General features: G+C 72.9%; 24 protein-coding genes. 19 read left to right on the top strand and 5 right to left on the bottom strand.

The genetic code is table 11. The annotated features are described in order from the left end of the window. Window positions 1-282 precede the first annotated feature (282 nt). From EJK16_RS07380 to EJK16_RS07360, 5 genes are all read right to left on the bottom strand, one after another. Window positions 283-1065, bottom strand: a complete 783-nt coding sequence (locus tag EJK16_RS07380) for a bacterial transcriptional activator domain-containing protein (protein ID WP_127127791.1) — start codon at window positions 1063-1065, stop codon at window positions 283-285. Window positions 1066-1252: 187 nt separating this feature from the next. Next, window positions 1253-1573, bottom strand: coding sequence for a hypothetical protein (locus tag EJK16_RS07375; RefSeq protein WP_127127789.1), 321 nt, complete (start codon window positions 1571-1573; stop codon window positions 1253-1255). Beyond that, window positions 1570-2025 carry a TadE/TadG family type IV pilus assembly protein gene (locus tag EJK16_RS07370; protein WP_240645836.1) on the bottom strand — a complete coding sequence of 152 codons (456 nt, stop codon included), beginning with the start codon at window positions 2023-2025 and terminating at the stop codon, window positions 1570-1572. Before EJK16_RS07370 ends, EJK16_RS07375 begins: the two co-directional genes overlap by 4 nt. Then, complete coding sequence (locus EJK16_RS19810; protein ID WP_205739629.1) at window positions 2022-2726, bottom strand: TadE family protein; 705 nt, start codon at window positions 2724-2726, stop codon at window positions 2022-2024. The genes EJK16_RS07370 and EJK16_RS19810 overlap by 4 nt, the downstream gene beginning before the upstream one ends. A gap of 61 nt (window positions 2727-2787) precedes the next feature. Beyond that, window positions 2788-3999, bottom strand: a complete 1212-nt coding sequence (locus EJK16_RS07360) for a Fic family protein (protein WP_127127787.1) — start codon at window positions 3997-3999, stop codon at window positions 2788-2790. Window positions 4000-4777: 778 nt separating this feature from the next. On the opposite strand from EJK16_RS07360, the gene thrS reads away from it, so the two are divergent. The 19 genes from thrS (at window position 4778) to EJK16_RS07265 (ending at window position 24544) form a co-directional block, all read left to right on the top strand. Then, window positions 4778-6802 carry a threonine--tRNA ligase gene (gene thrS, locus EJK16_RS07355; RefSeq protein WP_240645835.1) on the top strand — a complete coding sequence of 675 codons (2025 nt, stop codon included), beginning with the start codon at window positions 4778-4780 and terminating at the stop codon, window positions 6800-6802. A gap of 2 nt (window positions 6803-6804) precedes the next feature. Next, window positions 6805-7446: an HIT domain-containing protein gene (locus EJK16_RS07350; RefSeq protein WP_370275976.1), complete on the top strand. Its 642-nt coding sequence runs from the start codon at window positions 6805-6807 to the stop codon at window positions 7444-7446. Further along, window positions 7446-8120 carry a phosphatidylinositol phosphate synthase gene (gene pgsA / locus EJK16_RS07345; RefSeq protein WP_127127783.1) on the top strand — a complete coding sequence of 225 codons (675 nt, stop codon included), beginning with the start codon at window positions 7446-7448 and terminating at the stop codon, window positions 8118-8120. The genes EJK16_RS07350 and pgsA overlap by 1 nt, the downstream gene beginning before the upstream one ends. Next, window positions 8117-9214 carry a phosphatidylinositol mannoside acyltransferase gene (locus EJK16_RS07340; RefSeq protein ID WP_127127781.1) on the top strand — a complete coding sequence of 366 codons (1098 nt, stop codon included), beginning with the start codon at window positions 8117-8119 and terminating at the stop codon, window positions 9212-9214. Before pgsA ends, EJK16_RS07340 begins: the two co-directional genes overlap by 4 nt. Further along, complete coding sequence (locus EJK16_RS07335; protein ID WP_127127779.1) at window positions 9214-10422, top strand: glycosyltransferase family 4 protein; 1209 nt, start codon at window positions 9214-9216, stop codon at window positions 10420-10422. The genes EJK16_RS07340 and EJK16_RS07335 overlap by 1 nt, the downstream gene beginning before the upstream one ends. Beyond that, entirely contained in the window at window positions 10413-11030 is a 618-nt protein-coding gene (locus EJK16_RS07330; protein ID WP_127127777.1) for a hypothetical protein, read from the top strand. The genes EJK16_RS07335 and EJK16_RS07330 overlap by 10 nt, the downstream gene beginning before the upstream one ends. A 51-nt stretch (window positions 11031-11081) precedes the next feature. After that, entirely contained in the window at window positions 11082-12227 is a 1146-nt protein-coding gene (locus tag EJK16_RS07325) for a PrsW family intramembrane metalloprotease (RefSeq protein ID WP_127127775.1), read from the top strand. Window positions 12228-12323: 96 nt separating this feature from the next. Beyond that, the gene (gene pdxS, locus EJK16_RS07320) at window positions 12324-13250 is read left to right on the top strand and encodes a pyridoxal 5'-phosphate synthase lyase subunit PdxS (protein WP_127127773.1); all 927 of its coding nucleotides are present in this window, start codon (window positions 12324-12326) and stop codon (window positions 13248-13250) included. Window positions 13251-13262: 12 nt separating this feature from the next. After that, window positions 13263-13820 (top strand): NUDIX hydrolase, encoded by a 558-nt coding sequence (locus EJK16_RS07315; RefSeq protein WP_127127771.1) that lies wholly within the window; start codon window positions 13263-13265, stop codon window positions 13818-13820. A gap of 76 nt (window positions 13821-13896) precedes the next feature. Then, complete coding sequence (gene pdxT, locus EJK16_RS07310) at window positions 13897-14583, top strand: pyridoxal 5'-phosphate synthase glutaminase subunit PdxT (protein ID WP_164737217.1); 687 nt, start codon at window positions 13897-13899, stop codon at window positions 14581-14583. 8 nt (window positions 14584-14591) lie between these two features. Then, window positions 14592-15353 carry a YebC/PmpR family DNA-binding transcriptional regulator gene (locus tag EJK16_RS07305; RefSeq protein WP_127127767.1) on the top strand — a complete coding sequence of 254 codons (762 nt, stop codon included), beginning with the start codon at window positions 14592-14594 and terminating at the stop codon, window positions 15351-15353. 99 nt (window positions 15354-15452) lie between these two features. Continuing rightward, window positions 15453-16070 (top strand): crossover junction endodeoxyribonuclease RuvC, encoded by a 618-nt coding sequence (gene ruvC, locus EJK16_RS07300; protein ID WP_127127765.1) that lies wholly within the window; start codon window positions 15453-15455, stop codon window positions 16068-16070. Between the two features lie 62 nt (window positions 16071-16132). Next, entirely contained in the window at window positions 16133-16741 is a 609-nt protein-coding gene (gene ruvA, locus EJK16_RS07295) for a Holliday junction branch migration protein RuvA (RefSeq protein ID WP_127127763.1), read from the top strand. Next, entirely contained in the window at window positions 16734-17756 is a 1023-nt protein-coding gene (ruvB, locus tag EJK16_RS07290; protein ID WP_127127761.1) for a Holliday junction branch migration DNA helicase RuvB, read from the top strand. Before ruvA ends, ruvB begins: the two co-directional genes overlap by 8 nt. Before the next feature lie 147 nt (window positions 17757-17903). Continuing rightward, entirely contained in the window at window positions 17904-18326 is a 423-nt protein-coding gene (yajC, locus tag EJK16_RS07285; protein WP_127127759.1) for a preprotein translocase subunit YajC, read from the top strand. Between the two features lie 66 nt (window positions 18327-18392). Beyond that, on the top strand, window positions 18393-20408 hold the full coding sequence (gene secD, locus EJK16_RS07280; protein WP_127127757.1) for a protein translocase subunit SecD: 2016 nt from the start codon (window positions 18393-18395) through the stop codon (window positions 20406-20408). Continuing rightward, window positions 20408-21520 carry a protein translocase subunit SecF gene (gene secF, locus EJK16_RS07275; RefSeq protein WP_127127755.1) on the top strand — a complete coding sequence of 371 codons (1113 nt, stop codon included), beginning with the start codon at window positions 20408-20410 and terminating at the stop codon, window positions 21518-21520. The genes secD and secF overlap by 1 nt, the downstream gene beginning before the upstream one ends. Continuing rightward, entirely contained in the window at window positions 21517-22068 is a 552-nt protein-coding gene (locus tag EJK16_RS07270) for an adenine phosphoribosyltransferase (protein WP_127127753.1), read from the top strand. Before secF ends, EJK16_RS07270 begins: the two co-directional genes overlap by 4 nt. Window positions 22069-22204: 136 nt before the next feature. Next, the gene (locus EJK16_RS07265; protein ID WP_127127751.1) at window positions 22205-24544 is read left to right on the top strand and encodes a bifunctional (p)ppGpp synthetase/guanosine-3',5'-bis(diphosphate) 3'-pyrophosphohydrolase; all 2340 of its coding nucleotides are present in this window, start codon (window positions 22205-22207) and stop codon (window positions 24542-24544) included. The last annotated feature ends 33 nt before the right edge of the window (window positions 24545-24577 follow it).

Raw genomic sequence — 24577 nt, 5'->3', positions numbered from 1 at the left:
GGTTTCGACCTCAACGACTGCCGAGAGGCGGGGCTACCGTTGTACGCCCACTACCTGGTCGGCGATGAGCGCTGGCCGGAGCTGCAGTACGCCTTCTCTGCCAAGAACGACCGCGGGGCAACGCTCACGCACCGTTTGCCGACATGTACCAGCGGATGCTCGACGAGCAGGTCGCCATTGAGGCCGACAAACGCCCCGACCGCACCCGCCGCGACGCGTACCTCATGAGTGTGGAGGAACTCCAGCGCCTCGTCGGCGCCCAGACCCACCCGCCAACCGCCGCTAGGGGCGGCGTCGACGCGTCGACGCGATCTTTCCTGTCCGCTCCGACGGGTCGAGCGGGCCGCGGTAGTCGTCGGTGCGCTCGAAGATGCCTTCGCCCCTGATCTGCGCGGCCTCGGCGTGGTTGCCTTCGAGCTCGGCGACCTTGGCGAGGTCGAGGCGGGAGATTTCGTCGTATGGGGAGGCGCTGAGTGCGATCTCGGCGGCGCGGCGGGCGGTGGGCAGGTCGCCGTCCTTCATGGCGCGGTTGGCGATGAGGTGGGCGACGTCGCTGATCGCGGCGGCGAACTCCTGGTCGAAGCGTTCGCCCTCGAACATCCATCTCCACGAGTCGGGGCGCAGGTCCGCGAACGGCTCACCGCGGACCAGGCGCAGAGCGGCGAGGAGGTCAGGCATCCCGTCGGCGCCGCGTGCTTGGGCACGGGCGCGTAGGCGGCGGAAGAGGTCGACGTCGAACAGCACGCCGCGCAGCGTGTAGCCGGTCCAGCCGTTCTCGGTGCGCTCGCGGGTGCCTGGGGCGGTGGGCAGGTAGGTCTCGCCGGTGCGCGGGTCGGTGCCGAGGTACTTGCGCAGATGGCTGACCTCGACGCGGGCGCGCTCGCGCGTGTACCCGAACTCATCGGCCAGAGTCGCTGAGGTGACGCCGTGCGGGTGAGACCACAGGTAGGTCATCAGCTCGATGTAGTGATGCTTGCGCTCGGACACCTCCTTGCTGACGCCGTGCGCGGTGGCGCGGAGCTTGCCGAGCAGCATCACCCGCGGCACCGGGCACTTGTCACCCATTCGCCACAGCTTCAGGTCGTCCTCAAGGGTCGGGTAGGCCGCGAGCACAGCGCCCGCGGTCGACTGCGGGACGGGTGGGTCGAGGGAGGCGACGTCGTCCTCGGTGGTGGCGGCGGCCCTCCGAGCCGGCGGCGGCGGTGGCGGCGAGCGGGACGGACACGCTCGTGGTGATGAAAGGCAGCGCGGCTCACGCGATCAGGGTGCGAGCCGTGTGCTGCGGCAGCGACAGACCGTGGAGCTCAGGGGCGTGGACGTTACGGACTGCGGCGACCAGCTCGACGAACAGGCAGTAGACCAGGACCGACCACACGCCCCAGCCCAAGATGCCCGGCCCGACCCACACCACCTTCCAGTCCGCGGCGTCGAGCAGGTGCGCCCACGCGGGGTGGGCGGCGATGCCGGCGGGGCTGAGACCGATGAGCGTCAGCAGCGCGGGGAACCCGACGGCGAAGGCGACCAGGCCGAGAGTGACGAGCAGCCCGAAGAGCCGTTGCTTGAGGGAGGTCATTGTTCGCGGTCTCCCAACGTGCGAATCACCTGGGCGGAGGCATCCCCGGTGACGGTCAGGTTCGAGACCCCTAAGATCTCGAGGAAGCGTGGGTCGTAGGTGTCAGTCACGGACACGTGCACGGTGTCGCCGCCGGTGACGGTCACGGTCCCCGCCACGCCGGAGGCGTCGAGGTAGGCCTGCGCGGCGACGCGGGCCTCGCCGACAGCGATGGACGGATAGGCGCCGGTGACGGCGGCGGCATCCAGGTGCAGGCCGCCGACGCGGGCCGCTTGCGCGGCGACGCCGCGGGCGTGCTGCTGGGCGTGGACCTGGGCGCCAAGGTCGAGGGCGATGCCGACGCAGATCATCATGATGACCGCCGACGTCGCCGCCCACACCGAGATCGAGCCGCGCTCGTCACGCCCGGCCGCCGCCAGCCACCGCCACACGGCCTGGCGCAGCCGGTTCATGGCGCCGCCCGGTAGGCGTCGACGACGGCGGACATGGTCGCGGAAACCGTGCGCTGGCCCGGCACGCCGGGCACGGCGAGGTCTCCCAGGTCGATCGTGCACGAGACGGTCGCGGTGACCGTGCCAGGCTGACCGACCGGCTTGTCCAGGCCGGAGGCGTCGAGGTCGATGTCGTGGCTCGCGCACCGCAGCCCTTGAGCCACGAGCGCGTAGTCGACCGCCGTCGCGGCACGGGTCTGGGCCTCGGCGGGGGTGCGGGCGATGGACTCGGACCGGGCGGCGTCGTAGGCGACGCCCTCGACGCCCTGGTGGGCGACGGCGGTGCGGCCGGCGTAAATCAGCAGACCGACGAAGAGGATGAACGCGGGCACGACAATCGCCGCCTCGAGCGACGACGACCCGCGGTCGCCGCCGCGGTGCAAGCGCCTCCGCAGCCGGTTCATGGTGCCGTCGCCCTTTTCCACGGGTGCCTCGGCCCGCGCGGTGATCTGCGGTGCGAAGCCGGGCAGGACGGAAGTCGCGGTGCCGGTCACAGTGATGCGTGCGACCAGGTCTCCCCGTTCCCCGCCGACCGTGACGTCGGTGATTGCGTGGCGACCGACGTCGGTGACGAAGTCCGTCGCGGCGGCAATGCCGGCGCCGAGGGTGGATTCCTTCGCTCCGGCCGCGCGGGCGCCTTCTTGGGCGGCGGCGATGGCCACGGTGTGCGTCTCAGGCGACGGTGCGCGTCGTGGTGATGGTCGTCGTAACCAGGCACCCGGGTCAGGTCCGGCGCAGATGCTGGGCGTAGACGTCGAGCACCTCGATGATCCCGAGGTGCTGCCAGACGCGGTTGCGCTGCTTCCCCGTGCGCTCCTCGAGCACGCCGGCGTCGGTGAGCTGGGCGAGGGCGCGCTGGGCGGCCATCTGGTTCAGGCCGAGGGTGGTGGTCAGCAGGTTCGCGTTGACCACCGGGTGGGCGACCAGGTGCGGCACGACCCGCCAAGCCGCGGCCTGGGGGCGCAAGCCGGTCAGCCGCTGGCGGGCGTCGTCGACCTGGGCGGCGAGGTCGTCGACGAGCTGGGCGCCGGAGAAGGCGGCGAACCGGGAGGCGTCGGAGAACCGCTCGACGATGGGACGGGCGTCGCCGGCGCGGTACGCGGTCAGCGCGTCGAAGTAGCCGTCGGTGTCCTTGAGCAGTCCGGCCGACACCGGCGCCGTGGTCGAGCGCAGCACGCCCTTGGCGCGCAGCAGCGCGTGCACGATGGCTCGGCCGGTGCGCCCGTTGCCGTCGGCGAACGGGTGGATCGTCTCGAACTGGGCGTGGGCGATGGCGGCCTGGACGAGCACGGGCAGGTCGTCGCGGCGCATGAACCGCATCAGGTCCGCCATCGCGGCGGGCACCTGCTCGGGCTGCGGGGCGACATGGGAGGCACCGCGCGGGGAGATGCTGCTGGTGCCGACCCACACGAGTCCGTCGCGGTAGCGGCCGGCGTGCTGCTCCCAGCCGGGCTGGGCGTGCAGCAGCTCGGCCTGCATGGTCAGCACGGCCTGCTCGTCCAGCTGGTCGGCCAGTTCGAGCGCGGCCTCCATGGCGCGCACGTTGGCGACGACCACCTGGGCGTTGCCGGAGGTGGACTGGCCGATCTCGGCCAGGGCGAGCTGGCGGGCGCCGACTGTGAGGTTCTCGATCTGCGACGAGGAGGTGGACTCGGTGCGCAGCAGGATGGACGACATCGGCCCGAGCGTGGGGGAGTCGACCCCGAGCACGGAGCGGGCGTAGGCGTCGAAGCGCGACAACGCGGAGGTGGCTTCCTCGGCGTCCGCGGCGAGGTCGGCCGGGAGTCGAGGGTCGTACTCGGCGAGGTCGGGCACGACGGCGGAGCGGTACGGGCCCGAGGCGGCGGAGATCTTGGCGCGCGAGGACGTGCCGTCGCTCTCGGCGACCCAGGTGTGGTCCTCGTAGCCGAGGCCAGGGACGGGAAGTGTCTCCACGTCGGCGATACTACTAACACTTTCGCCGGAAATGTTAGTAAGCCGTTCGCGGAGGCATCGCGTCCTCGTCGCCCGCGCCCGGGACAAGCTCGGCCTCCCGGCGGCCGACCGCCGCGAACTGGCTACGGGCGTGCCCCTAGCCCGGCCGTGCCGTGGACAACCTCGATCACATCACGGCCGAACGCGCCGCCGTCGCTACCGACGGCGCTGGACCTTCACCGGTGCTCACGACCTGGCCAGCACCCCCCTCACACAGAGGTTGGAAACGCCACCGGAATCGCCGTGAGCGTTCCCTCTGATCCTGGATCCACCGATGGCGTAGGCGAGTCATGAGCGACGGGTGCCGCCGTGACCTGGGACGATGGGTTCCATATCGCCAGGTAGAAGTCGCATCGCTTGAGCTCCAAGCGTCCGCTGGACCACGGAGGACCCGCGAACGTCTTTGGGATCCGGCGATCGGCTGCGTGGTCAGAACGAGGTGGTGCGTCATTCAGCATCGGCGGGTCCTCCCTGGCACTCAACCCGGTCGTGATCCGGTCCCGCCGCCTCGTGAGCCACTCGAGTTTCAGCCTCCTCCGATTGCCTTCCAGATTCAGCCTTAAGAGCCCATGGGTGATCCACCAGGGCCTGGAACCGCATGGTTCCGGGCCTCTTCGTCGTCCCCGGGCGGAGCGGCGGCCGCCGCCGGGTACCCCGGCCCGGCGGCGACGTCGGGCGCCTGCCGCCGCATCGGTACGATCGCTGTGTCCTTATCCGCAGCACGAGCAGGAGACACACCGTGGCCACCGACCACCCACTGACCATCGACGGCGTTCAGCAGACGGTCACCGGTGGGACGACCGGCGCGGACCTCTTCGCCGACCGCCGCGACGTCGTCGCCCTCCGGGTCGACGGCGACCTGCGGGACCTCGCCGTCGAGCTGGCCACGCTGCCGGGCGGCGCGAGCATCGAGCCCGTCACCCTGGAGAGCCCGGACGGCCTGATGATCCTGCGGCACTCGGCCGCGCACGTGCTCGCCCAGGCGGTCCAGCAGGTCAACCCCGACGCGAAGCTCGGCATCGGGCCGCCCATCAAGGACGGGTTCTACTACGACTTCGACGTCGAGCAGCCGTTCACCCCGGAGGACCTCAAGGCGCTGGAGAAGGTGATGTCCCGCATCGTCAAGGAGGGGCAGACCTTCCGCCGCCGGGTCGTCACCGAGGAGGAGGCCCGCGCGGAGCTCGCCGACCAGCCCTACAAGCTCGAGCTCATCGGGCTCAAGGGCCCCGGGCACGACTCCGACGGCGAGGTCGCCGAGGGCGCCTCGGTCGAGGTGGGTGGCGGCGAGCTGACCATCTACGACAACGTCCGCCGCGGGGGAGAGGTCGCCTGGAAGGACCTGTGCCGCGGGCCGCACCTGCCCTCGACCAAGCTGCTCGGCAACGGCTTCACCCTCATGCGCTCTGCCGCCGCCTACTGGCGCGGCAGTGAGAAGAACCCCCAGCTCCAGCGCGTCTACGGCACCGCCTGGCCCAGCAAGGACGAACTGAAGGCCTACACGGAGCGGCTCGCCGAGGCCGAGCGGCGCGACCACCGCCGCCTCGGCGCGGAGATGGACCTGTTCTCCTTCCCCGACGCGATCGGCTCCGGCCTCGCCGTCTTCCACCCCAGGGGCGGGATCGTGCGCACCGTGATGGAGGACTACTCCCGCCGTCGGCACCTGGAGGAGGGCTACTCCTTCGTCAGCACCCCGCACATCACCAAGAAGCAGCTGTTCGAGATCTCCGGGCACCTCGACTGGTACGCCGAGGGCATGTACCCCCCGATGCACCTCGACGAGGAGCTCGACGCCGAGGGCAACGTGCGCCGGCAGGGGCAGGACTACTACCTCAAGCCGATGAACTGCCCGATGCACAACCTCGTCTTCGACTCCCGCGGCCGCTCCTACCGCGAGCTGCCGCTGCGGCTGTTCGAGTTCGGCACGGTCTACCGGTACGAGAAGTCCGGCGTGGTCCACGGCCTCACCCGGGCGCGCGGCTTCACCCAGGACGACGCGCACATCTACTGCACCCGCGAGCAGATGAAGGACGAGCTGACCCGCACGCTCACCTTCGTCCTCGGCCTGCTCAAGGACTACGGCCTGGAGGACTTCTACCTCGAGCTCTCCACCCGCGACCCGGAGAAGTCCGTCGGCACCGACGACGCCTGGGAGGAGGCGACCCGCACCCTCGAGGAGGTCGCCACCGCGTCCGGGCTCGAGCTCGTGCCCGACCCGGGCGGCGCGGCCTTCTACGGCCCGAAGATCTCCGTCCAGGCGAAGGACGCCATCGGCCGCACCTGGCAGATGTCCACGATCCAGCTGGACTTCAACCTGCCAGAGCGCTTCGACCTCGAGTACACCGCCGCGGACGGCTCGCGGCAGCGGCCGGTGATGATCCACCGCGCCCTGTTCGGTTCGATCGAGCGGTTCTTCGCCGTGCTGCTGGAGCACTACGCGGGCGCGTTCCCGGCGTGGCTCGCCCCCGTGCAGGTGCTCGGCGTGCCGGTGGCCGACGCCTTCGACGACTACCTCCGCGGCGTCCTCGATCAGCTGCGGGCCAAGGGCGTGCGCGTCGAGCTCGACGACTCCGACGACCGCTTCGGCAAGAAGATCCGCAACGCCGCCAAGGAGAAGGTGCCCTTCGTGCTCATCGCCGGCGGCGAGGACGTCGAGGCGGGCGCCGTGTCGTTCCGGTTCCGGGACGGCCACCAGGAGAACCAGGTCCCGGTCGCCGAGGCGGTCGAGAGGATCACGGCAGCCATCGCCGGCCGGGAGCAGGTCTGAGCGTGGACGAGCAGCGCAGCGGCGCCGAGCCGGCGGCGGCCGAGCCGGCCCAGCCCGACCGCGTCCAGGCCGAGCCGGCCGCCGACCACGCCGGTGTCCCGGACGCCTTCCAACGCCTGTGGACCCCGTACCGGATGGCGTACATCGACGGCGACGACCGCCCCGAGGACGACGGCGAGGCGGCGTGCCCGTTCTGCCGCGCCCCCGGGCGCACCGACGAGGACGGCCTGATCGTCCACCGCGGCGCGTCCGCGTACGTGGTGCTCAACCTCTACCCGTACAACCCCGGGCACCTGCTCGTCTGCCCGTACCGCCACGTCGCGGACCTCACCGACCTCACCGACGACGAGCGCGACGAGATCGGCACCCTCAGCGCCACCGCGATGCGGGTGCTCCGCGACGTCTCCGCGCCCCACGGGTTCAACCTGGGGATGAACCAGGGCGCGGTCGCGGGGGCCGGCATCGCCGGGCACCTGCACCAGCACGTGGTGCCCCGGTGGGGCGGCGACGCCAACTTCTTCCCGATCATCGCCCGGACCAAGGCGCTGCCGCAGATCCTCGGGGACACCCGGGACCTGCTCGCGCGCGGCTGGGACCAGGTCGCCGCGACGGACGGGCACGCGGCCCGCAGGACGGAGCAGTAGTGCTGAGCAGGAGCGGGCGAGGCTTCGCCACGATCGTCTTCGGGCCGGCCGCACGGCTGCTGGTGCGCCTCGGAGTGAGCCCCGACGTCGTCACCGTCGTCGGCACGGTGGCCGTGACGGGCGCCGCCCTCACGCTGCTGCCCACCGGCCATCTCGCCGTGGGGGCGCTCGTGCTCGGGGCGCTCGTCGTCGCGGACAACCTCGACGGTCAGATGGCCCGGCAGCTGGGCCGGAGCTCGCGCTGGGGGGCGTTCCTGGACTCCACCATGGACCGCCTCGCCGACGCGGCCATCTTCTCCGGCGTCCTGCTCTGGTCGCTGCGCCACCTGGACGGCGCCACGGGCACCGCGACCTCCGCGGCCGCGCTTGCCTGCCTCGTACTCGGCGGCGTCGTGCCCTACGCCAAGGCGCGCGCCGAAGGGCTCGGCATGACCGCGAACATCGGGCTGGCCGAGCGGGCCGACCGCCTCGTCGTCGTCCTCGTCGCCACCCTGCTGGTCGGCCTCGGGCTCCCGGCCGAGGTCATGACGGCGGCCCTCGGGCTGCTCGCCCTGGCCAGCGCCGTCACCGTCGTCCAGCGCATGCGCACCGTCTACGTCCAGGCGCGCGGGACTGAGGCGCCCGGCACGTCCGGCCCGTCCGCCCCGGGGGGCTCCGAAGGCGCGCCACGGTGAGCCTGGACGCCGTGCGGGTCTTCCGGCTCGCGCAGGGCGCGGTGGTGCGGCTGCCCGAGCCCGTGACCCGCGGGCTCTTCAGCCTGGCCGCCGACGGGGCGTGGCTCGCCCGGGTCGGCGGCATCCGGCAGCTCGAGGCCAACCTCGCGCGCATCCGCCCGGACCTGGGCCGGCGCGCCCTGCGCCGGGTGTCCCGGCAGAACCTGCGTGCCTACCTGCGTTACTACCGGGAGGCCTTCCAGCTGCCGGGGATGTCCGCCGAGCAGGTGGCCGCGCGCGTCCGGGTGACCGGCGACGGCCCGCTGCGGGCCGAGTTCGAGGCCGGCCGCTCCGTTGTCGCGGCCCTGTCCCACTCGGGCAACTGGGACCTTGCCGGCGCCTGGGGCGAGCAGGACCTCGCGCACGTCGTCACCGTGGCCGAGCACCTGGAGCCGGAGGAGATCTTCCAGGGCTTCCTCGACTTCCGCACCGGCCTGGGGATGACCATCATCCCGCTGGAGAAGGGCGGGTCCGTCTTCCGTGACCTGCTCCGCCACGCGCGCGCCGAGGCGGCGATCATCCCGCTCCTCGCCGACCGCGACCTGTCCCGCACTGGCATCGAGGTGGACCTGCTCGGCCACCGCGCACGCGTCGCGCCCGGCCCCGCCGCACTGAGCCTGGCCGCCGGCCGCGCCCTGCACGCCACGATGGTGCGCCACGAGCGGCTCCGCGGCGCCCGCCGCCGCGCGGCCGGCACGCCGTGGGGCCTCGTGATCGAGTTCTCCCCGCGCCTGGACCGCGGCAGGGAGGACACGGTCGAGCAGCTCACGCAGCGTTGGGTCGACTGGCTCGCCGACGCGATCCGCCGTCACCCGGCGCAGTGGCACATGCTCCAGAAGGTCTTCCTCGAGGACCTCGACGCCGACCGCCTGGCCCGCTCCGCCGCCGGCCCCGCACCGATGGCGGAACCCGCCGCCGCCGGCCCCGCTCCGACGGCGGAACCCGCCGGCGCCGGCCCCGCACCGACGGCGGAACCCGCCGCCGCCGGCCCCGCTCCGACGGCGGAACCCGCCTCCGTGCCGACGGCGGCGCCCGCCGCCCGGGACCCGCGCTGATGCGGGTCGGCATGGTCTGCCCGTACTCCTTCGACGCGCCGGGCGGGGTGCAGTTCCACATCCGTGACCTCGCGGAGGAGCTGATCCGCCTGGGCCACGAGGTGAGCGTGCTGGCGCCCGCGGAGGACGCCACGCCGGTCCCCGACTACGTCGTCTCCACCGGGCGGGCGGTGGCGATCCCGTACAACGGCTCGGTCGCGCGGCTGAACTTCGGGCCAGTCGTCGCCGGGCGCGTGCGCCGCTGGGTCGATCAGGGCGACTTCGACCTGCTGCACATCCACGAGCCGGTCATCCCGTCGGCGGGCATGCTGGCGCTGTGGGTGGCCGACGGTCCCGTCGTCGGCACCTTCCACTCCTCCATGGAACGCTCGCGCGCGCTTCAGGCGATCTCGCCGCTCGTGGGCCCCATGCTCGAGAAGATCACCGGGCGGATCGCGGTGTCCGAGGAGGCGCGGCGCACCCTGGTGGAGCACCTCGGCGGCGACGCCGTCGTCGTCCCGAACGGCGTCTACGTCGACCGGTTCGCCGCCGCGCCGCGCAACCCCGCCTGGTCGGGGACGCCGCAGCGGCCCACCGTGGCGTTCCTCGGCCGCCTGGACGAGCCCCGCAAGGGGCTGCCCATCCTGGCCGACGCCGTCGGCCCCGTGCTCGAGCAGGTCCCGGGCGCGCGGTTCCTCGTCGCCGGCCGCGGCGACGCCGCCGACGAGCGCGCCCTCCTGGCCCGGTTCGGGGACTCCGTGACCTTCCTCGGCGGCATCAGCGACGAGGAGAAGGCCAGCCTGTTCGCCTCGGTGGACGTCTACGTCGCCCCGCAGACCGGCGGCGAGAGCTTCGGCATCGTCCTCGTGGAGGCGATGAGCGCCGGCTCGCTGGTGGTCGCCGCGGACATCCCCGCCTTCCAGGCCGTCCTCGACGGCGGGGAGCTGGGCCGGCTCTTTCACCGCGGCGACAGCGCCAGCCTGGCGCGCACCCTCGTCGAGGTGCTCCGCGACCCGGCGTCGACCCGGGCGGCACGCGAGCGGGCCGCCGTCGCCGTGCGGCGCTACGACTGGTCGCGGGTGACGAGCCAGGTGCTCTCGGTCTACGACCTCGTGCTCTCGACGGCCCACGCCCGGGTCCGGGAGGACCCGCGCTCACGCACCATGTTCGGGCGGCTGCGGGCAGCGACCCAGCTGGTCACCGGGGGAGAGGGCCAGACGTGGGCCTGAGCGAGTGGGCGCTGGTCGCCGTCGGCGTCCTGGCCGTCGCGGCGTGGGCGCTGTGGGTCCAGGCCTCGCGGGTGGACCGGCTGCACCGCACCGTGCTGCGCTCCAGGACCACCCTCGAGGCCCAGCTGGTGCGGCGCGCCACCGCGGCCACCGAGCTCGCCGGGTGCGGCGTGCTCGACCCGGCGGAGGCCCTCATCGTCACGGACGTGGCGCTGCGGGCCATCGACGCCGCCCCCGTCGGGCTCGTCCGCGACGGCCTGGAGGGCCGGCCCGAGGCCGACGCCCTGGCCGCCCCGCCGCCCGACCCGGCGGGCGGGCCGCGGGTGGACCGTGGGCTGCTGGAGAGCGAGCTGAGCCGCACCCTGCGGGCCGTGCTCGGCGCCGACGAGGAGCGCGCGGAGCTGGCCGAGGACCCCAGGGCCCGCGACGTGCTCGCCCAGCTGGACCAGGCCTGGTACCGCCTGCAGCTGGCCCGCCGGTTCCACAACGCCCACGTCCAGCAGGTCCGGCGCATCCGGGCCCGAAGCGTCGTCCGGGTGTTCCACCTCGCCGGCCGCGCCCCGCTGCCCGAGCCCTTCGACATGGACGACGCACGGCCGCAGCACTGAGCCGCGGTCCCGCTCCGCCGTCGTCGCCGTGATGGCCCTAGGGTGGCGCGCATGAGCAGCGGACCGCACGCCCCGGGGGCGCCGTTCCCCGCGCAGCCCCAGTGGCGTCAGGCGCCGCCGCGGCGCACCTCCACGCTGGTGGTGGAGACGGTCGGCATCGCCCTCGGCCTCGTGGGCGTGATCTGGGTGCTGTCCCTGGTGCTCAGCGAGGGCGGCACCGTCCCCACCGCCGTGGCCGGGGTGCTGGCGTTCGGCCCGCTCGTGGGCGTCCTCGTCGTCGTCAGCTGGGTCGACCGCTGGGAGCCCGAGCCGCGCAGCATGCTCCTCGCCGCGCTCGCCTGGGGCATCGGGGTGTCCACCGCCGTCTCGCTCTCCCTCAACGACCAGTTCAGCCGCATGGTGCTGGCGGCCACCGGCAGCGCGATGCACACGGAGGTCGTCGCCTCGGTGCTCGGCGCGCCCGTCGTGGAGGAGAGCGCCAAGGGCCTGGGCGTCCTGCTCATCTTCCTGCTCCGCCGGCGCTATTTCGACGGCCCGGTCGACGGCATCGTCTACGCCGCCGTCGTCGCGGCGGGCTTCGCGTTCACCGAGAACGTCCTGTACTTCGTCCGCTTCCAGGACAGCCTCACCGAGGTGTTCGTCTCCCGCGCGCTCCAGGCGCCGTTCGCGCACGTGACCTTCACGGCCTGCACGGGCATCGCGCTCGGGTTCGCGTCCCGCGCCCGCAGCCGCGCGGCCTGGGTGTGGCTCCTCCCGCTCGGCCTGGTCTCCGCGATGCTGCTGCACGCCGTCTGGAACGCCTCCGCCGTCCTCGCGGTGTACCAGGCCCTCTACTGGCTGTTCCAGGTGCCGCTCTTCGTCGCGGGCATCGTCCTGGTGGTGTGGCTGCGCAACGACGAGAAGGCCACCATCGGCAACCGGCTCACCGAGTACGCCCAGGCCGGTTGGTTCGCCCCGTACGAGATCACCATGCTGACGTCGATGCGGGGACGACGCCGGGCGCGCGCCTGGGCGGCGTCCCGCGGGCCGCGCGTCGGCGCCGCCATGACCGAGTTCCAGGCCGCGGCCACCGCGCTGGCGTTCGCCCGTCAGCGCGGGCTGAGCGGCCGGTACGACGTCGGTGTGCGCCGCGACGAGCGAGAGCTGCTGGACACGGTGCTGCGCAGCCGCTCGGTGCTCGCCGCCGCCGCGCCCTGACCGCGGGCCCCTGACCGCCGCTGAGACGTGGCGGAGGGCGTGTGCGGGCGCCGACTAGACTCGGCCCTGTCCGTCCCCCGTCCCGTAGAGGTCACCGTGTCAGAGAACGAGTTCGCCACCGTCGAGCGAGATGCCCAGTCGCCGCAGCAGGGCACCGCGCGGGTCAAGCGGGGCATGGCCGAGATGCTCAAGGGCGGCGTCATCATGGACGTCGTCACGGCCGAGCAGGCCAAGATCGCCGAGGACGCCGGCGCCGTCGCCGTCATGGCGCTCGAGCGGGTCCCCGCTGACATCCGCGCCCAGGGCGGGGTCTCGCGCATGAGCGACCCCGACATGATCGACTCCATCATCAGCGCCGTCACGATCCCCGTCATGGCCAAGGCCCGTATCGGCCACTTCGTCGAGGCCCAGGTGCTTCAGTCCCTCGGCGTCGACTACATCGACGAGTCCGAGGTCCTCACCCCGGCCGACTACTCCCACCACATCGACAAGTGGCGGTTCACCGTGCCCTTCGTCTGCGGCGCCACCAACCTCGGCGAGGCCCTGCGCCGCATCACCGAGGGTGCGGCCATGATCCGCTCCAAGGGCGAGGCGGGGACCGGCGACGTCTCCAACGCCACGACCCACATGCGTCAGATCCGCGACGAGCTCCGGCGCCTTCAGAACCTTCCCGAGGACGAGCTGTACCTCGCCGCCAAGGAGCTCCAGGCCCCGTACGACCTCGTCAAGGAGGTCGCCGTGGCCGGCAAGCTCCCGGTGGTGCTCTTCACCGCCGGCGGCATCGCCACCCCCGCGGACGCGGCCATGATGATGCAGCTCGGGGCCGAGGGCGTCTTCGTCGGCTCGGGCATCTTCAAGTCCGGCAACCCCGCGCAGCGCGCGGCCGCCATCGTCAAGGCCACGACCTTCTTCGACGACCCCGGCGTCATCGCCCAGGCCTCCCGCGGTCTGGGCGAGGCCATGGTCGGCATCAACGTGGACGAGATCCCCGTCCCGCACCGCCTGGCCGAGCGCGGCTGGTGACCCTGGCCCGGCATGGCTGACGTCCTGACCTACGGCCTGGGACCCGAGTGGGTCCCGGGCCCGGACGGGGTGCCGTTCCGGCGGGCCGCGCGGGTGATCCTCGTGGACGAGTCGGGTCGGGTCCTCCTCGTGCGCGGCCACGACGCCGGTGAGGTGACCCGGTCCTGGTGGTTCACCGTGGGCGGCGGGCTCGACGCGACGGAGGACGTCCGCGTCGGTGCCGCCCGGGAGGTCCTCGAGGAGACGGGCCTGGTCGTCGGGCCGGGCGACCTCGAGGGCCCGGTGCTCACGCGGAGCGCGGTGTTCGACTTCGCCCGGGTCACGTGCCGGCAGGACGAGGAGTTCTTCCTCGCCCGGGTCTCCTCCGCGGCGGCGATCGTCGACGCGGGCTGGACGGACCTCGAGCGCGACGTCCTGGACGAGGTGCGCTGGTGGCCGCTGGCCGAGCTCGAGGCCGCCGTCGCCGCCGGGACGACCGTGTACCCGCGGCCGCTGCCGGACCTGCTGCGCGCCCTGCTGACCCACGGGTGGGACGGCACGACCCCGCACCTGGACGAGTCGTCGCTCTGACGACCGGGCGGACCGTCCGCCGCCCCGCTGCCCGGCGCGGGGGAGCGGTACCGGCGCGGACATAGAATTGCCGTTCGTGACGGCTTCCCCCTCCTCGCCCGCGCGGACCCAGGTGTCCCCGACCATCGGCGTCCTCGCCCTCCAGGGCGACGTGCGCGAGCACGTCGTCGCCCTGACCGCGGAGGGCGCCGCCGCGGTCACGGTGCGCAGGGCGGCGGAGCTCGCCGCCGTCGACGGGCTGGTCCTGCCCGGCGGCGAGTCGACCACGATGGAGAAGCTCCTCCGCGCCTTCGACCTCTTCGAGCCGCTGCGCCGGCGGATCGCCGAGGGACTGCCGGTCTACGGCTCCTGCGCGGGCATGATCCTGCTCGCCGACCGCGTGGAGGGCGCGACCGCCGACCAGGCCACGCTCGGCGGCATCGACATGACGGTGCGGCGCAACGCGTTCGGGCGCCAGGTCGACTCCTTCGAGCAGGACCTCCTCGCCCCGGCGCTCGGCGCGGGCCCGGACGACCCGCCCCTGCGCGCGGTGTTCATCCGCGCCCCGTGGGTCGAGCGCGCGGGGGAGGGCGTGGAGGTCCTGGCCCGCACGCGGGCCCCGGGCGACGAGGGCGACGGTAGGATCGTGGCAGTTCGGTACGGCAGGCTGCTCGCCACCGCGTTCCACCCCGAGATCGGAGGAGAGACGCGGGTGCACCGTCTCTTCGTCACGATGGTCCGGGACGCCACCGCCGTGCCACGCACGCACGACCGAAGCAGCTAGGAGATCACATGTCCGGTCACTCCAAATGGGCCACGACCAAGCACAAGAAGGCCGCGATCGACGCCAAGCGCGGCAAGCTCTTCGCGCGGCTGATCAAGAACATCGAGGTGGCCGCCCGCACGGGCGGCGGTGACCTGGCCGGCAACCCGACGCTCTTCGACGCCGTCCAGACGGCCAAGAAGAACTCCGTGCCCGCGGACAACATCGACCGCGCCGTCAAGCGCGGCTCCGGCGTCGAGGCCGGTGGCGCCGACTACGAGACGATCATGTACGAGGGGTACGGCCCCGGTGGCGTCGCACTCCTCGTCGAGTGCCTGACGGACAACCGCAACCGCGCGGCCTCGGACGTCCGCGTCGCGTTCACCCGGAACGGCGGCAACCTCGCCGACCCGGGCTCGGTGGCGTACCTGTTCAACCGGCGCGGCGTCGTCATCGCCCCCAAGACCGACGGCCTGAACGAGGACGACGTCCTCGCGGCGGTGCTCGACGCGGGCGCCGACGAGGTCATCGACCTGGGTGAGGCCTTCGAGATCCGCTCCGAGGCGACCGACGTCGTCGCCGTCCGCACCGCGCTGCAGGAGGCCGGCATCGAGTATGACTCCGCGGAGGCGCAGTTCGTGCCGTCGATGGAGGTCGACGTCGACGTCGACGGCGCGCGCAAGGTGCTGCACCTCATCGACGCGATCGAGGAGAGCGACGACGTCCAGAACGTCTACGCGAACTTCAACGCCTCCGACGAGGTCATGGCCGCGCTCGACGAGGAGGACTGACCGACCCGCGCGCCGTCCGGCGGCGTGATTCCCGGCACGTCCGCCGGACGCGCAGGGGCGCTGCGCCCCGGTGTGGGCACGCGGTGCGAGAGTAGCGGCGTGCGCATCCTCGGAGTGGACCCCGGCATGACCCGGTGCGGGCTCGGCGTCGTCGAGTCCACCGCCGGCCGCAAGGTCAGCCTCGTGGACGTCGGGGTGGTGCGCACGCCCCCGGACCAGGCCCCGCACCTGCGGCTGCTGACGGTGGCCGAGACGCTCGACGAGTGGCTCACCCGGCACCGGCCCGACGTCGTGGCCGTCGAGCGCGTGTTCGCGCAGTCGAACGTCCGCAGCGTAACCGGCACGTCGCAGGTGGCCGGGGTGGCCATGCTCGCCGCGGCCCGCGCCCACCTGCCCCTCGCGCTGCACACCCCGAGCGAGGTCAAGGCGGCCGTCACCGGCAACGGCCGCGCCGACAAGGCGCAGGTCCAGGAGATGGTCAGGCGCATCCTCGGGCTCGCCGAGCGCCCCAAGCCCGCGGACGCCGCGGACGCCCTCGCCCTGGCCATCTGCCACGCGTGGCGCGGCGGCGGCGCCGGCAGCGCGGTGCGGGCCCAGTACGGCGGGGCGGACACCCTGCCGCGCGCGACCGGCGGCGGCCTCACCGCGGCGCAGCGGATCTGGGCCGAGGCGGAGCGGGGGGCGCGGCGGGCCGGGGCCGTCGCCCCCAAGGGGTAGGTTCACAGTCGTACAGCTGTTCGTCGCGCGCGGTGGGTGCGCGCAGGAGTGACCGGAGGAACATGATCGCGTCAGTGACGGGCGAGGTGGAGGCCGTGGGCCTCGACCACGCCGTGGTCCGCGTGGGAGGTGTCGGGATGCTCGTGCACGCCGCACCGACGACGCTCGCCGGCCTTGCCCCCGGACGGCAGGCGCGGCTCGCGACCTCGCTGGTGGTCCGCGAGGACTCGCTCACCCTCTTCGGCTTCACCGACGACGACGAGCGGGGCGTCTTCGAGACGCTCCAGACCGTCTCGGGCGTGGGCCCGCGCCTGGCGCTGGCCATGCTGGCCGTGCACACCCCGGACGCGCTGCGCCGCGCCGTCGCGGGGGAGGACCTCGCCGCACTCCAGCGGGTCCCCGGCATCGGGCGCAAGGGTGCCCAGCGCATCGTCCTGGAGATCGGCGACAAGCTCGGCGCCCCGACGGACGGTGTGCCGTCCGCGACCCCGGCCGCGACCGGCGGCGGACGCGCGCCAGAGGTCGTCGAGGCCCTCGTGCAGCTGGGCTGGAGCGAGAAGGTCGCCGAGACGGCCGTCGAGGCCGTGCTGTCCGGCGACGGCGGCCCCACCGAGGTGCCCGCCATCCTCCGCGCCGCGCTGCAGCACCTCGGCGGGCACGGCCGTGGCTGAGGACCGGGAGGTCCTCGGCGCCGGGGCCGACGACGTCGAGCGGGCCGCCGAGGCCGCGCTGCGCCCCAGGCGCCTGGAGGACTTCGTCGGCCAGGAGACCGTGCGCGACCAGCTCTCACTCTTGCTCGACGCGGCGAAGGGCCGCCAGACTCCGCCCGACCACGTCCTGCTCTCCGGGCCGCCCGGCCTGGGCAAGACGACGCTGGCGATGATCATCGCCGCGGAGGTCGAGGGCGCCCTGCGGATCACCTCCGGTCCCGCGATCCAGCACGCCGGCGACCTGGCCGCCATCATGTCCTCCCTCCAGGAGCACGACGTCCTCTTCATCGACGAGATCCACCGGCTGGCGCGCCCGGCCGAGGAGATGCTCTACCTCGCGATGGAGGACTACCGGGTCGACGTCATCGTCGGGAAGGGGCCAGGCGCCACGTCCATCCCGCTGGCGCTGCCGCCGTTCACCGTGGTGGGCGCCACCACCCGCGCGGGCCTGCTACCCGCGCCGCTCCGTGACCGCTTCGGCTTCACCGGGCACCTCGACTTCTACTCGCCCGCCGAGCTCGAGCGGGTCCTCCGGCGAAGCGCCGGGCTGCTCGGCGCCCCGCTGCACGACGACGCCGCCCGCGAGCTCGCCTCGCGCTCGCGCGGCACGCCGCGCATCGCCAACCGCCTCCTGCGCCGGGTCCAGGACTTCGCCCAGGTGCGCGGCACCGGCGTGCTCGACCTGGCCGCCGCGCACGGCGCGCTCGACGTCTTCGAGGTGGACCGCCTGGGCCTGGACCGCCTCGACCGCGCCGTGCTGCAGGCGCTGTGCAGCCGTTTCGGCGGCGGGCCGGTGGGGCTGACGACGCTGGCGGTGACCGTGGGGGAGGAGCCCGAGACCGTGGAGACCGTGGCCGAGCCCTTCCTTGTGCGCGAGGGCCTCGTGATCCGCACCCCGCGGGGCCGCATGGCCACCAGCGCCGCCTACGACCACCTCGGCATCGCACGGCCGGCCGACGGGATGCTGTTCGCCTGAACGCACCGGCGCCCCCGCACGCGCCGAGAAATGCGCGCCGGAAAATGACGGTGTGGCGGTTCACGGGCGCGGGGTGTTGGGGGCAGGCGCGCGTCTCGCCTAGACTCATGGGGCTATTGCCCACGATCTGACCGGAGCCACGCCCTCATGGGATATGAACTCTTTATCTTCCTCGCACTGATGATCGGTGTCATGTGGTTCACCACCACCCGCGGGAAGAAGAAGGTCGCCGAGCAGCGCGCACGCATGGACGAGATGATGGTGCCCGGCACCTCGGTGATGACGATCGGCGGGTTCTTCGGCCGGATCGTCGAGATCGACGGCGACGTGGTCACCCTCGAGAGCCCCTCCGGCGTGGAGACCATCTGGTTCAAGACCGCGATCAAGGAGATCAAGGAGCCGCCCTTCGCCGTCGTGCACGACGAGGAGCAGGCCGACGAGTCCCTCGTGGTCCCCGACGACGCGTCGACGCTGATCGCCGGTCCGGACGACGCGACGCGCCCCGACGGGCACACGCCGCTGGACCTTGACAAGCGTGACGGGGAGACGGGCGCCGGCCCGCGCGCCTGACCCTCCCGCCCGACCGCGACAGCACAGGCCGTGCCGCAGGCACGCCCCGCACGAGAGAAGACATCGGTGGCGCAACGCCCGAAAGCACGTCCACGCCGGACCCTCGGCCTCCTGTTCGTCCTCCTCATCGCCCTGCTCGGGTCGGTGGTGGCGGGTAACCGGCTCTCTGACGCCACCTTTGCCCCCAAGCTCGCGCTGGACCTCGAGGGCGGCACCCAGCTGATCCTCACGCCCAAGACCACCGACAACTCCAAGGTCACCCAGGAGGACGTCGACCAGGCGATCGAGATCATCCGCCAGCGCGTGGACGCCTCGGGCGTCTCCGAGGCGGAGATCACGAGCCAGGGCGGGCAGAACATCGTCGTGTCCCTGCCGGGCAAGCCCGACAAGGCCACGCTCGACCTCGTCCGGCGCTCCGCCCAGCTGCGCTTCCGCCCGGTCCTGCTCGTCGGCGCGCCGACGACGATCGACCCGGCCGCCGCGGCGGCCGCCCAGCAGCCCGCCGACGGCGCGACACCCGCGCCCACCGAGACGCCGACGACGCCGCCCACCCGGGAGGAGGTCGAGCAGGCCGCGCGGACCGCTGCCGACACCAACGGCGACGGGCAGCTCTCCACCGAGCCGACCGCGGCGCCCACGTCGAACTCCGACCTCGCCTGGCTCACGGAGCAGACCACCTACGACTACCTCACGCTGGACTGCACCGACCCGGCCAACCGCACCGGCGGCATCACCGACGACCCGGCGGCCCCGCTGGTGGCGTGCTCCACCGACGGCAGCGCCAAGTACGTCCTCGGCCCGACAGACCTCGAGGGCACGCGCATCAGCTCCGCGTCCTCCGGCATGGGCACGAACAACCAGGGCGTGAGCACCGGCCAGTGGATCGTCTCCCTCCAGATGGACCGCGAGGGCACCAAGCAGTTCGCCGAGGTGAGCCAGCGCCTCGTGGGCCAGCAGCCCCCGCAGAACCAGTTCGCCATCGTGCTCGACGGGCTCGTCATCTCCGCCCCCGTCATGCAGAACGCGATCCTCGACGGCCGCGCCCAGATCAGCGGCAGCTTCACCCGGGAGAGCTCCACGGCCCTGGCGAACCAGCTGAACTTCGGCTCCCTGCCCCTGAACTTCGAGGTCCAGTCCGAGGACCAGATCTCGGCCACGCTCGGCAGCGAGCAGCTGGCGCGCGGCGTGCTCGCCGGCATCCTCGGCGCCGCGCTGGTCGTGCTGTACATGCTCTGGCAGTACCGCGGGCTGGGCCTGGTCGCCGTCGCGAGCCTCCTCATCGCCGCGGCGCTCACCTACGGGGTGATCGCCCTCCTCTCCTGGACGATCGGCTACCGGCTCTCCCTCCCGGGCGTCGTCGGCATGATCGTCGCGATCGGTGTCACCGCGGACTCGTTCATCGTCTACTTCGAGCGCATCCGCGACGAGGTCCGCGAGGGCCGCATCCTCGCGGACGCCGTCGACCACGGCTGGTCCCGTGCCCGGCGCACGATCCTCGCCTCGGACGCGGTCAACTTCCTCGCGGCCGTCGTGCTGTACTTCCTCGCCGTGGGCGGGGTGCGCGGCTTCGCGTTCACCCTGGGCCTGACGACCCTGATCGACCTGGTCGTCGTCGTGATGTTCACGCACCCGCTCATGCAGCTGCTCGTGCGCACGAAGTTCTTCGGCCAGGGCCACCGGCTCTCCGGGCTCGACCCGGTCCACCTCGGCGCCACCGCGTCGACGTACCGCGGCCGCGGGCGCTTCGGCCCGTCCGCGGCACCCGCCCGACCGGCGCGCGCCGGCGCCGAGGAGAAGACCCTCGTCGGTGCCGGCGTCGGCTCCTCCGCCGGCGGCGCCGAGGCCCGCCCCGGGCGCGCCGAGCGGCGCGCCGCGCCGGTGGCGACCGAGCCGATCGACGACGCGCCGCGGATGACCATCGCCGAGCGCCGCGCCGCGGAGCGGGCCGAGGCCCGCCGCCGCGAGGCGGAGGCCGCCGACCAGGCCGGCCCGGCCGCCGCGCCGCCACCGGGTGATCCGGCGGACCCGCCGCCCGCGTCCGAGCGCCCCATCGACAGCCCTTCCGCAGGAGGTGAGCGGTGATGCCCAGCCTCGCCACGATCGGCAACGAGCTCTACACCGGCAAGCGGTCGCCCGACATCGTCGGCCACCGCCGCCGCTGGCTGGCCGTCGGCCTCGCGCTCGTCATCGGCTCGCTCCTCGTCCTCGGGATCAAGGGGATCAACCCCGGCATCGAGTTCCGGGGCGGTTCGCAGTTCACCGTCTCCGGGGCGGCCACGCTCGACCAGCAGCGGGCCGAGACCGTGCTCGCGGACCTGGGCGCCGGTGAGCCGCCGCGCGTCTCCACCGTCGGCACCGACTCCCTGCGCGTCCAGACCGGCGAGCTGACCCCCGAGCAGACCGACCAGGTCCAGCAGGGGCTCGCCGACGCCTACGGCGTCCCGGTGGAGGACGTCGCCGCGACGTTCGTCGGCCCCACCTGGGGCGCCGGCGTCACGGCCAAGGCCATCCAGGGCCTGGTGATCTTCCTCGTCCTCGTCTCCGTGGTCATGGCCGCGTACTTCCGCACCTGGACCATGTCCCTGGCCGCGATCGGCGCCCTGCTCCACGACCTCGTGATCACCGTGGGCGTGTACGCGCTCGTCGGCTTCGAGGTCACGCCGGCCTCGGTCATCGGGTTCCTCACGATCCTCGGGTACTCCCTCTACGACACCGTCGTGGTCTTCGACAAGGTCCGCGAGAACAACGCCCACCTGCTCAACCAGAACAAGCGGACCTACGCCGAGGGCGCCAACCTCGCGGTGAACCAGACCCTCATCAGGTCGATCAACACGTCGGTCACGGGCCTGCTGCCGGTCGCCTCCGTCCTGTTCGTCGGGGCGTTCCTGCTCGGAGCCGGCACGCTGCGCGACATCGCCCTGGCGCTGTTCGTGGGCATGCTCCTGTCCACCGCGTCGTCGATCTTCATCGCCACCCCCCTCGAGGTGGTGCTGAGGGAGCGACAGGCGCCGATCGCCAAGCACACCCGCTCGGTGCTCGCGCACCGCGCGAAGGCCCGCGCCGCCGCCGGCGCGATCGAGGACGACGCAGAGGACCTGCCGGCGACCCGCGAGGAGCTCGGTGTCGGCGTCGTCGCGGGTCACCACCTGGGGACCGCGGCCCAGCCCAAGCGACGCACGAGAGGTCGACGATGACGACAACACCGACCACCGCGTTCCCCGACGCGCTGACCGACCTGGTCCGCGGGCACGTCCGCGAGATCGCGGACTTCCCGGCACCGGGGGTGCTGTTCAGGGACATCACCCCGCTGCTCGCCGACGGCGACGCGTTCGGGTCCCTGGTGCGCGGGCTGGCCGAGAAGTACCGCGGTCGGGTCGACGCCGTCGCGGGCCTGGAGTCCCGGGGCTTCATCCTCGCGGCCCCGCTCGCGCTCGAGCTCGGCGTGGGGATGATCACCGTGCGCAAGGCCGGTCGGCTGCCCGGCCCCGTGGTCGGCGTCGACTACGAGCTGGAGTACGGCACCGCCCGCATGGAGCTGCGGCCCGAGACCGTCGAGGAGGGCCAGCGGGTGCTGATCATCGACGACGTCCTCGCCACGGGCGGGACGGGCGCGGCCGCCATCGAGCTCGTCGAGCGCAGCGGCGGCCAGGTCGTCGCGCTGGCCATGCTCCTCGAGCTCTCCGGCCTGCGCGGCCGCGCGAAGCTGGACGGCTACCAGGTGGACTCCGTCCTCGTCTACTGACGCGTCCCGCGGGGCGCCGGTACTGACGCGGCCCGGGGCGCCGGCCCCCGTGCGGGCTGTGCGCAGGGGGAGGCGCCCGCCGACGTCGCGGGAGCCGGTGGTCGTCCGGCTTGTCGGTACGCCGTAAGATCGACCAATGGCCGGCGAACGAGTCTCGACCACGGGTGAGGGCGGCTCCACCGACACGGTGGTGCCCGGCTCCCGCGTGCGATCGCGCCTCGTGTGGCTCGGGTCACGCGGGCACAGCAACCCCCCGGCGATCGAGCCGCTGCTGCGCGCCGTGCGCGCCAACCACCCGAAGGCGGACACGCAGATCCTCGTGCGCGCCTACGAGGTCGCCGAGAAGGCGCACCGCGGGCAGCTCCGCAAGAGCGGCGACCCCTACATCACGCACCCCGTCGCCGTCGCGACGATCCTCGCCGAGCTCGGCATGACGCCGTCGACGCTGGCCGCCGCGCTGCTCCACGACACGGTCGAGGACACCGACTACCCGCTGGAGCAGCTGCGCGCGGAGTTCGGCGACGAGATCGCGCTGCTGGTCGACGGCGTCACCAAGCTCGACAAGGTCACCTACGGTGACGCCGCGCAGGCCGAGACGGTCCGCAAGATGGTCGTCGCGATGGCCAAGGACATCCGCGTCCTCGTCATCAAGCTCGCCGACCGCCTCCACAACGCCCGGACGTGGAAGTACGTGCCGGCCGAGAAGGCGGAGAAGAAGGCCCGCGAGACCCTCGAGATCTATGCCCCGCTGGCGCACCGCCTGGGGATGAACACCATCAAGTGGGAGCTCGAGGACCTCTCGTTCGCGACGCTCTACCCCAAGGTGTACGAGGAGATCGAGCACCTGGTCGCGGAGCGGGCGCCCGCGCGCGACGAGTACCTCGCCACGGTGAGCATGCAGATCGAGGCGGACCTGCGCACGGCCAAAATCCGCGGGACGGTCACGGGCCGGCCGAAGCACTACTACTCGATCTACCAGAAGATGATCGTGCGCGGCCGCGACTTCGACGACATCTTCGACCTCGTGGGCGTCCGTGTGCTCGTGGACACCGTCCGCGACTGCTACGCGGCGCTCGGCGCGATGCACGCCCGGTGGACGCCCCTGCCGGGGCGGTTCAAGGACTACATCGCGATGCCCAAGTTCAACCTGTACCAGTCGCTGCACACCACGGTGGTCGGCCCGGGCGGCAAGCCGGTCGAGATCCAGATCCGCACGCACGACATGCACCGGCGCGCCGAGTACGGGGTGGCGGCGCACTGGAAGTACAAGGAGAACCCCAACGCCAAGGGCGCGAAGGCGGACGCCGAGCCCCCGGGGACGCAGGAGATGGGGTGGCTGCGCCAGCTGGTGGACTGGCAGCGCGAGACGGCCGACCCCAGCGAGTTCCTCGACTCGCTGCGCTACGAGATGTCCGGCTCGCAGGTGTACGTGTTCACGCCCAAGGGTGACGTGCTTGCGCTGCCCGCCGGGGCGACGCCGGTCGACTTCGCCTACGCGGTCCACACCGAGGTCGGGCACCGCACGGTCGGCGCCCGCGTCAACGGGCGGCTCGTGCCGCTGGACTCCATCCTGGAGAACGGTGACAGCGTCGAGGTGTTCACCTCCAAGGCCGAGGGCGCCGGCCCGAGCCAGGACTGGCTCTCCTTCGTCAAGAGCCCGCGCGCCAAGAACAAGATCAAGGCCTGGTTCACCAAGGAGCGGCGCGAGGAGGCCATCGAGGTCGGCAAGACGCAGCTGACCAAGGCCATGCGCAAGCAGAACCTGCCGATCCAGCGGCTCATGAACCACGAGTCGCTCAGCGCCCTGGCGACCGAGATGCGCTACGCCGACGTCTCCGCGCTGTACGCGGCCATCGGCGAGAACCACGTCTCCGCGAGCACCGTGGTGCGCCGCCTCGTCCAGACGATGGGCGGCGAGCCCGGCGCCGAGGAGACGCTGGCCGAGGCGACCGTTCCCGGCGAGCACCGCCCGCGCCACCGCACCGGCGACTCCGGCATCATCGTGGAGGGCATGTCCGACGGCGACATCTGGGTCAAGCTCGCGCGCTGCTGCACGCCGGTGCCCGGGGACCCGATCGTCGGCTTCATCACGCGCGGGGCGGGCGTCTCGGTGCACCGGGCGGACTGCGCCAACGTGGACGCGCTGCGGAACCAGCCCGAGCGGCTGGTCCAGGTCAGCTGGGCGGCGCGGGCGCAGACCACGTTCCTCGTGCAGATCCAGGTCGAGGCGCTGGACCGCAACGCCCTGCTCTCCGACGTCACGCGGGTGCTGTCCGACAACCACGTCAACATCCTGTCGGCCGCGGTCTCGACGTCCCGGGACCGGGTCGCGCTGAGCAAGTTCGTGTTCGAGATGGCCGAGCCGTCGCACCTTGGCCACGTGCTCGCCGCGGTGCGCCGCATCGACGGCGTCTTCGACGCCTACCGCGTCACCGGGACGAAGAACGCAAGGACGCCGGCGCCCGAGCCGTTGTAGGCCCCGGCCGTTGTAGGCCCGGGCCGCGTGGGC

Source organism: Georgenia sp. SYP-B2076 (genome assembly GCF_003991205.1).
GTDB lineage: Bacteria > Actinomycetota > Actinomycetes > Actinomycetales > Actinomycetaceae > Georgenia.
Note: the sequence above shows the minus strand (reverse complement) of the source record. Positions and strands in the feature narration are given on the sequence as shown.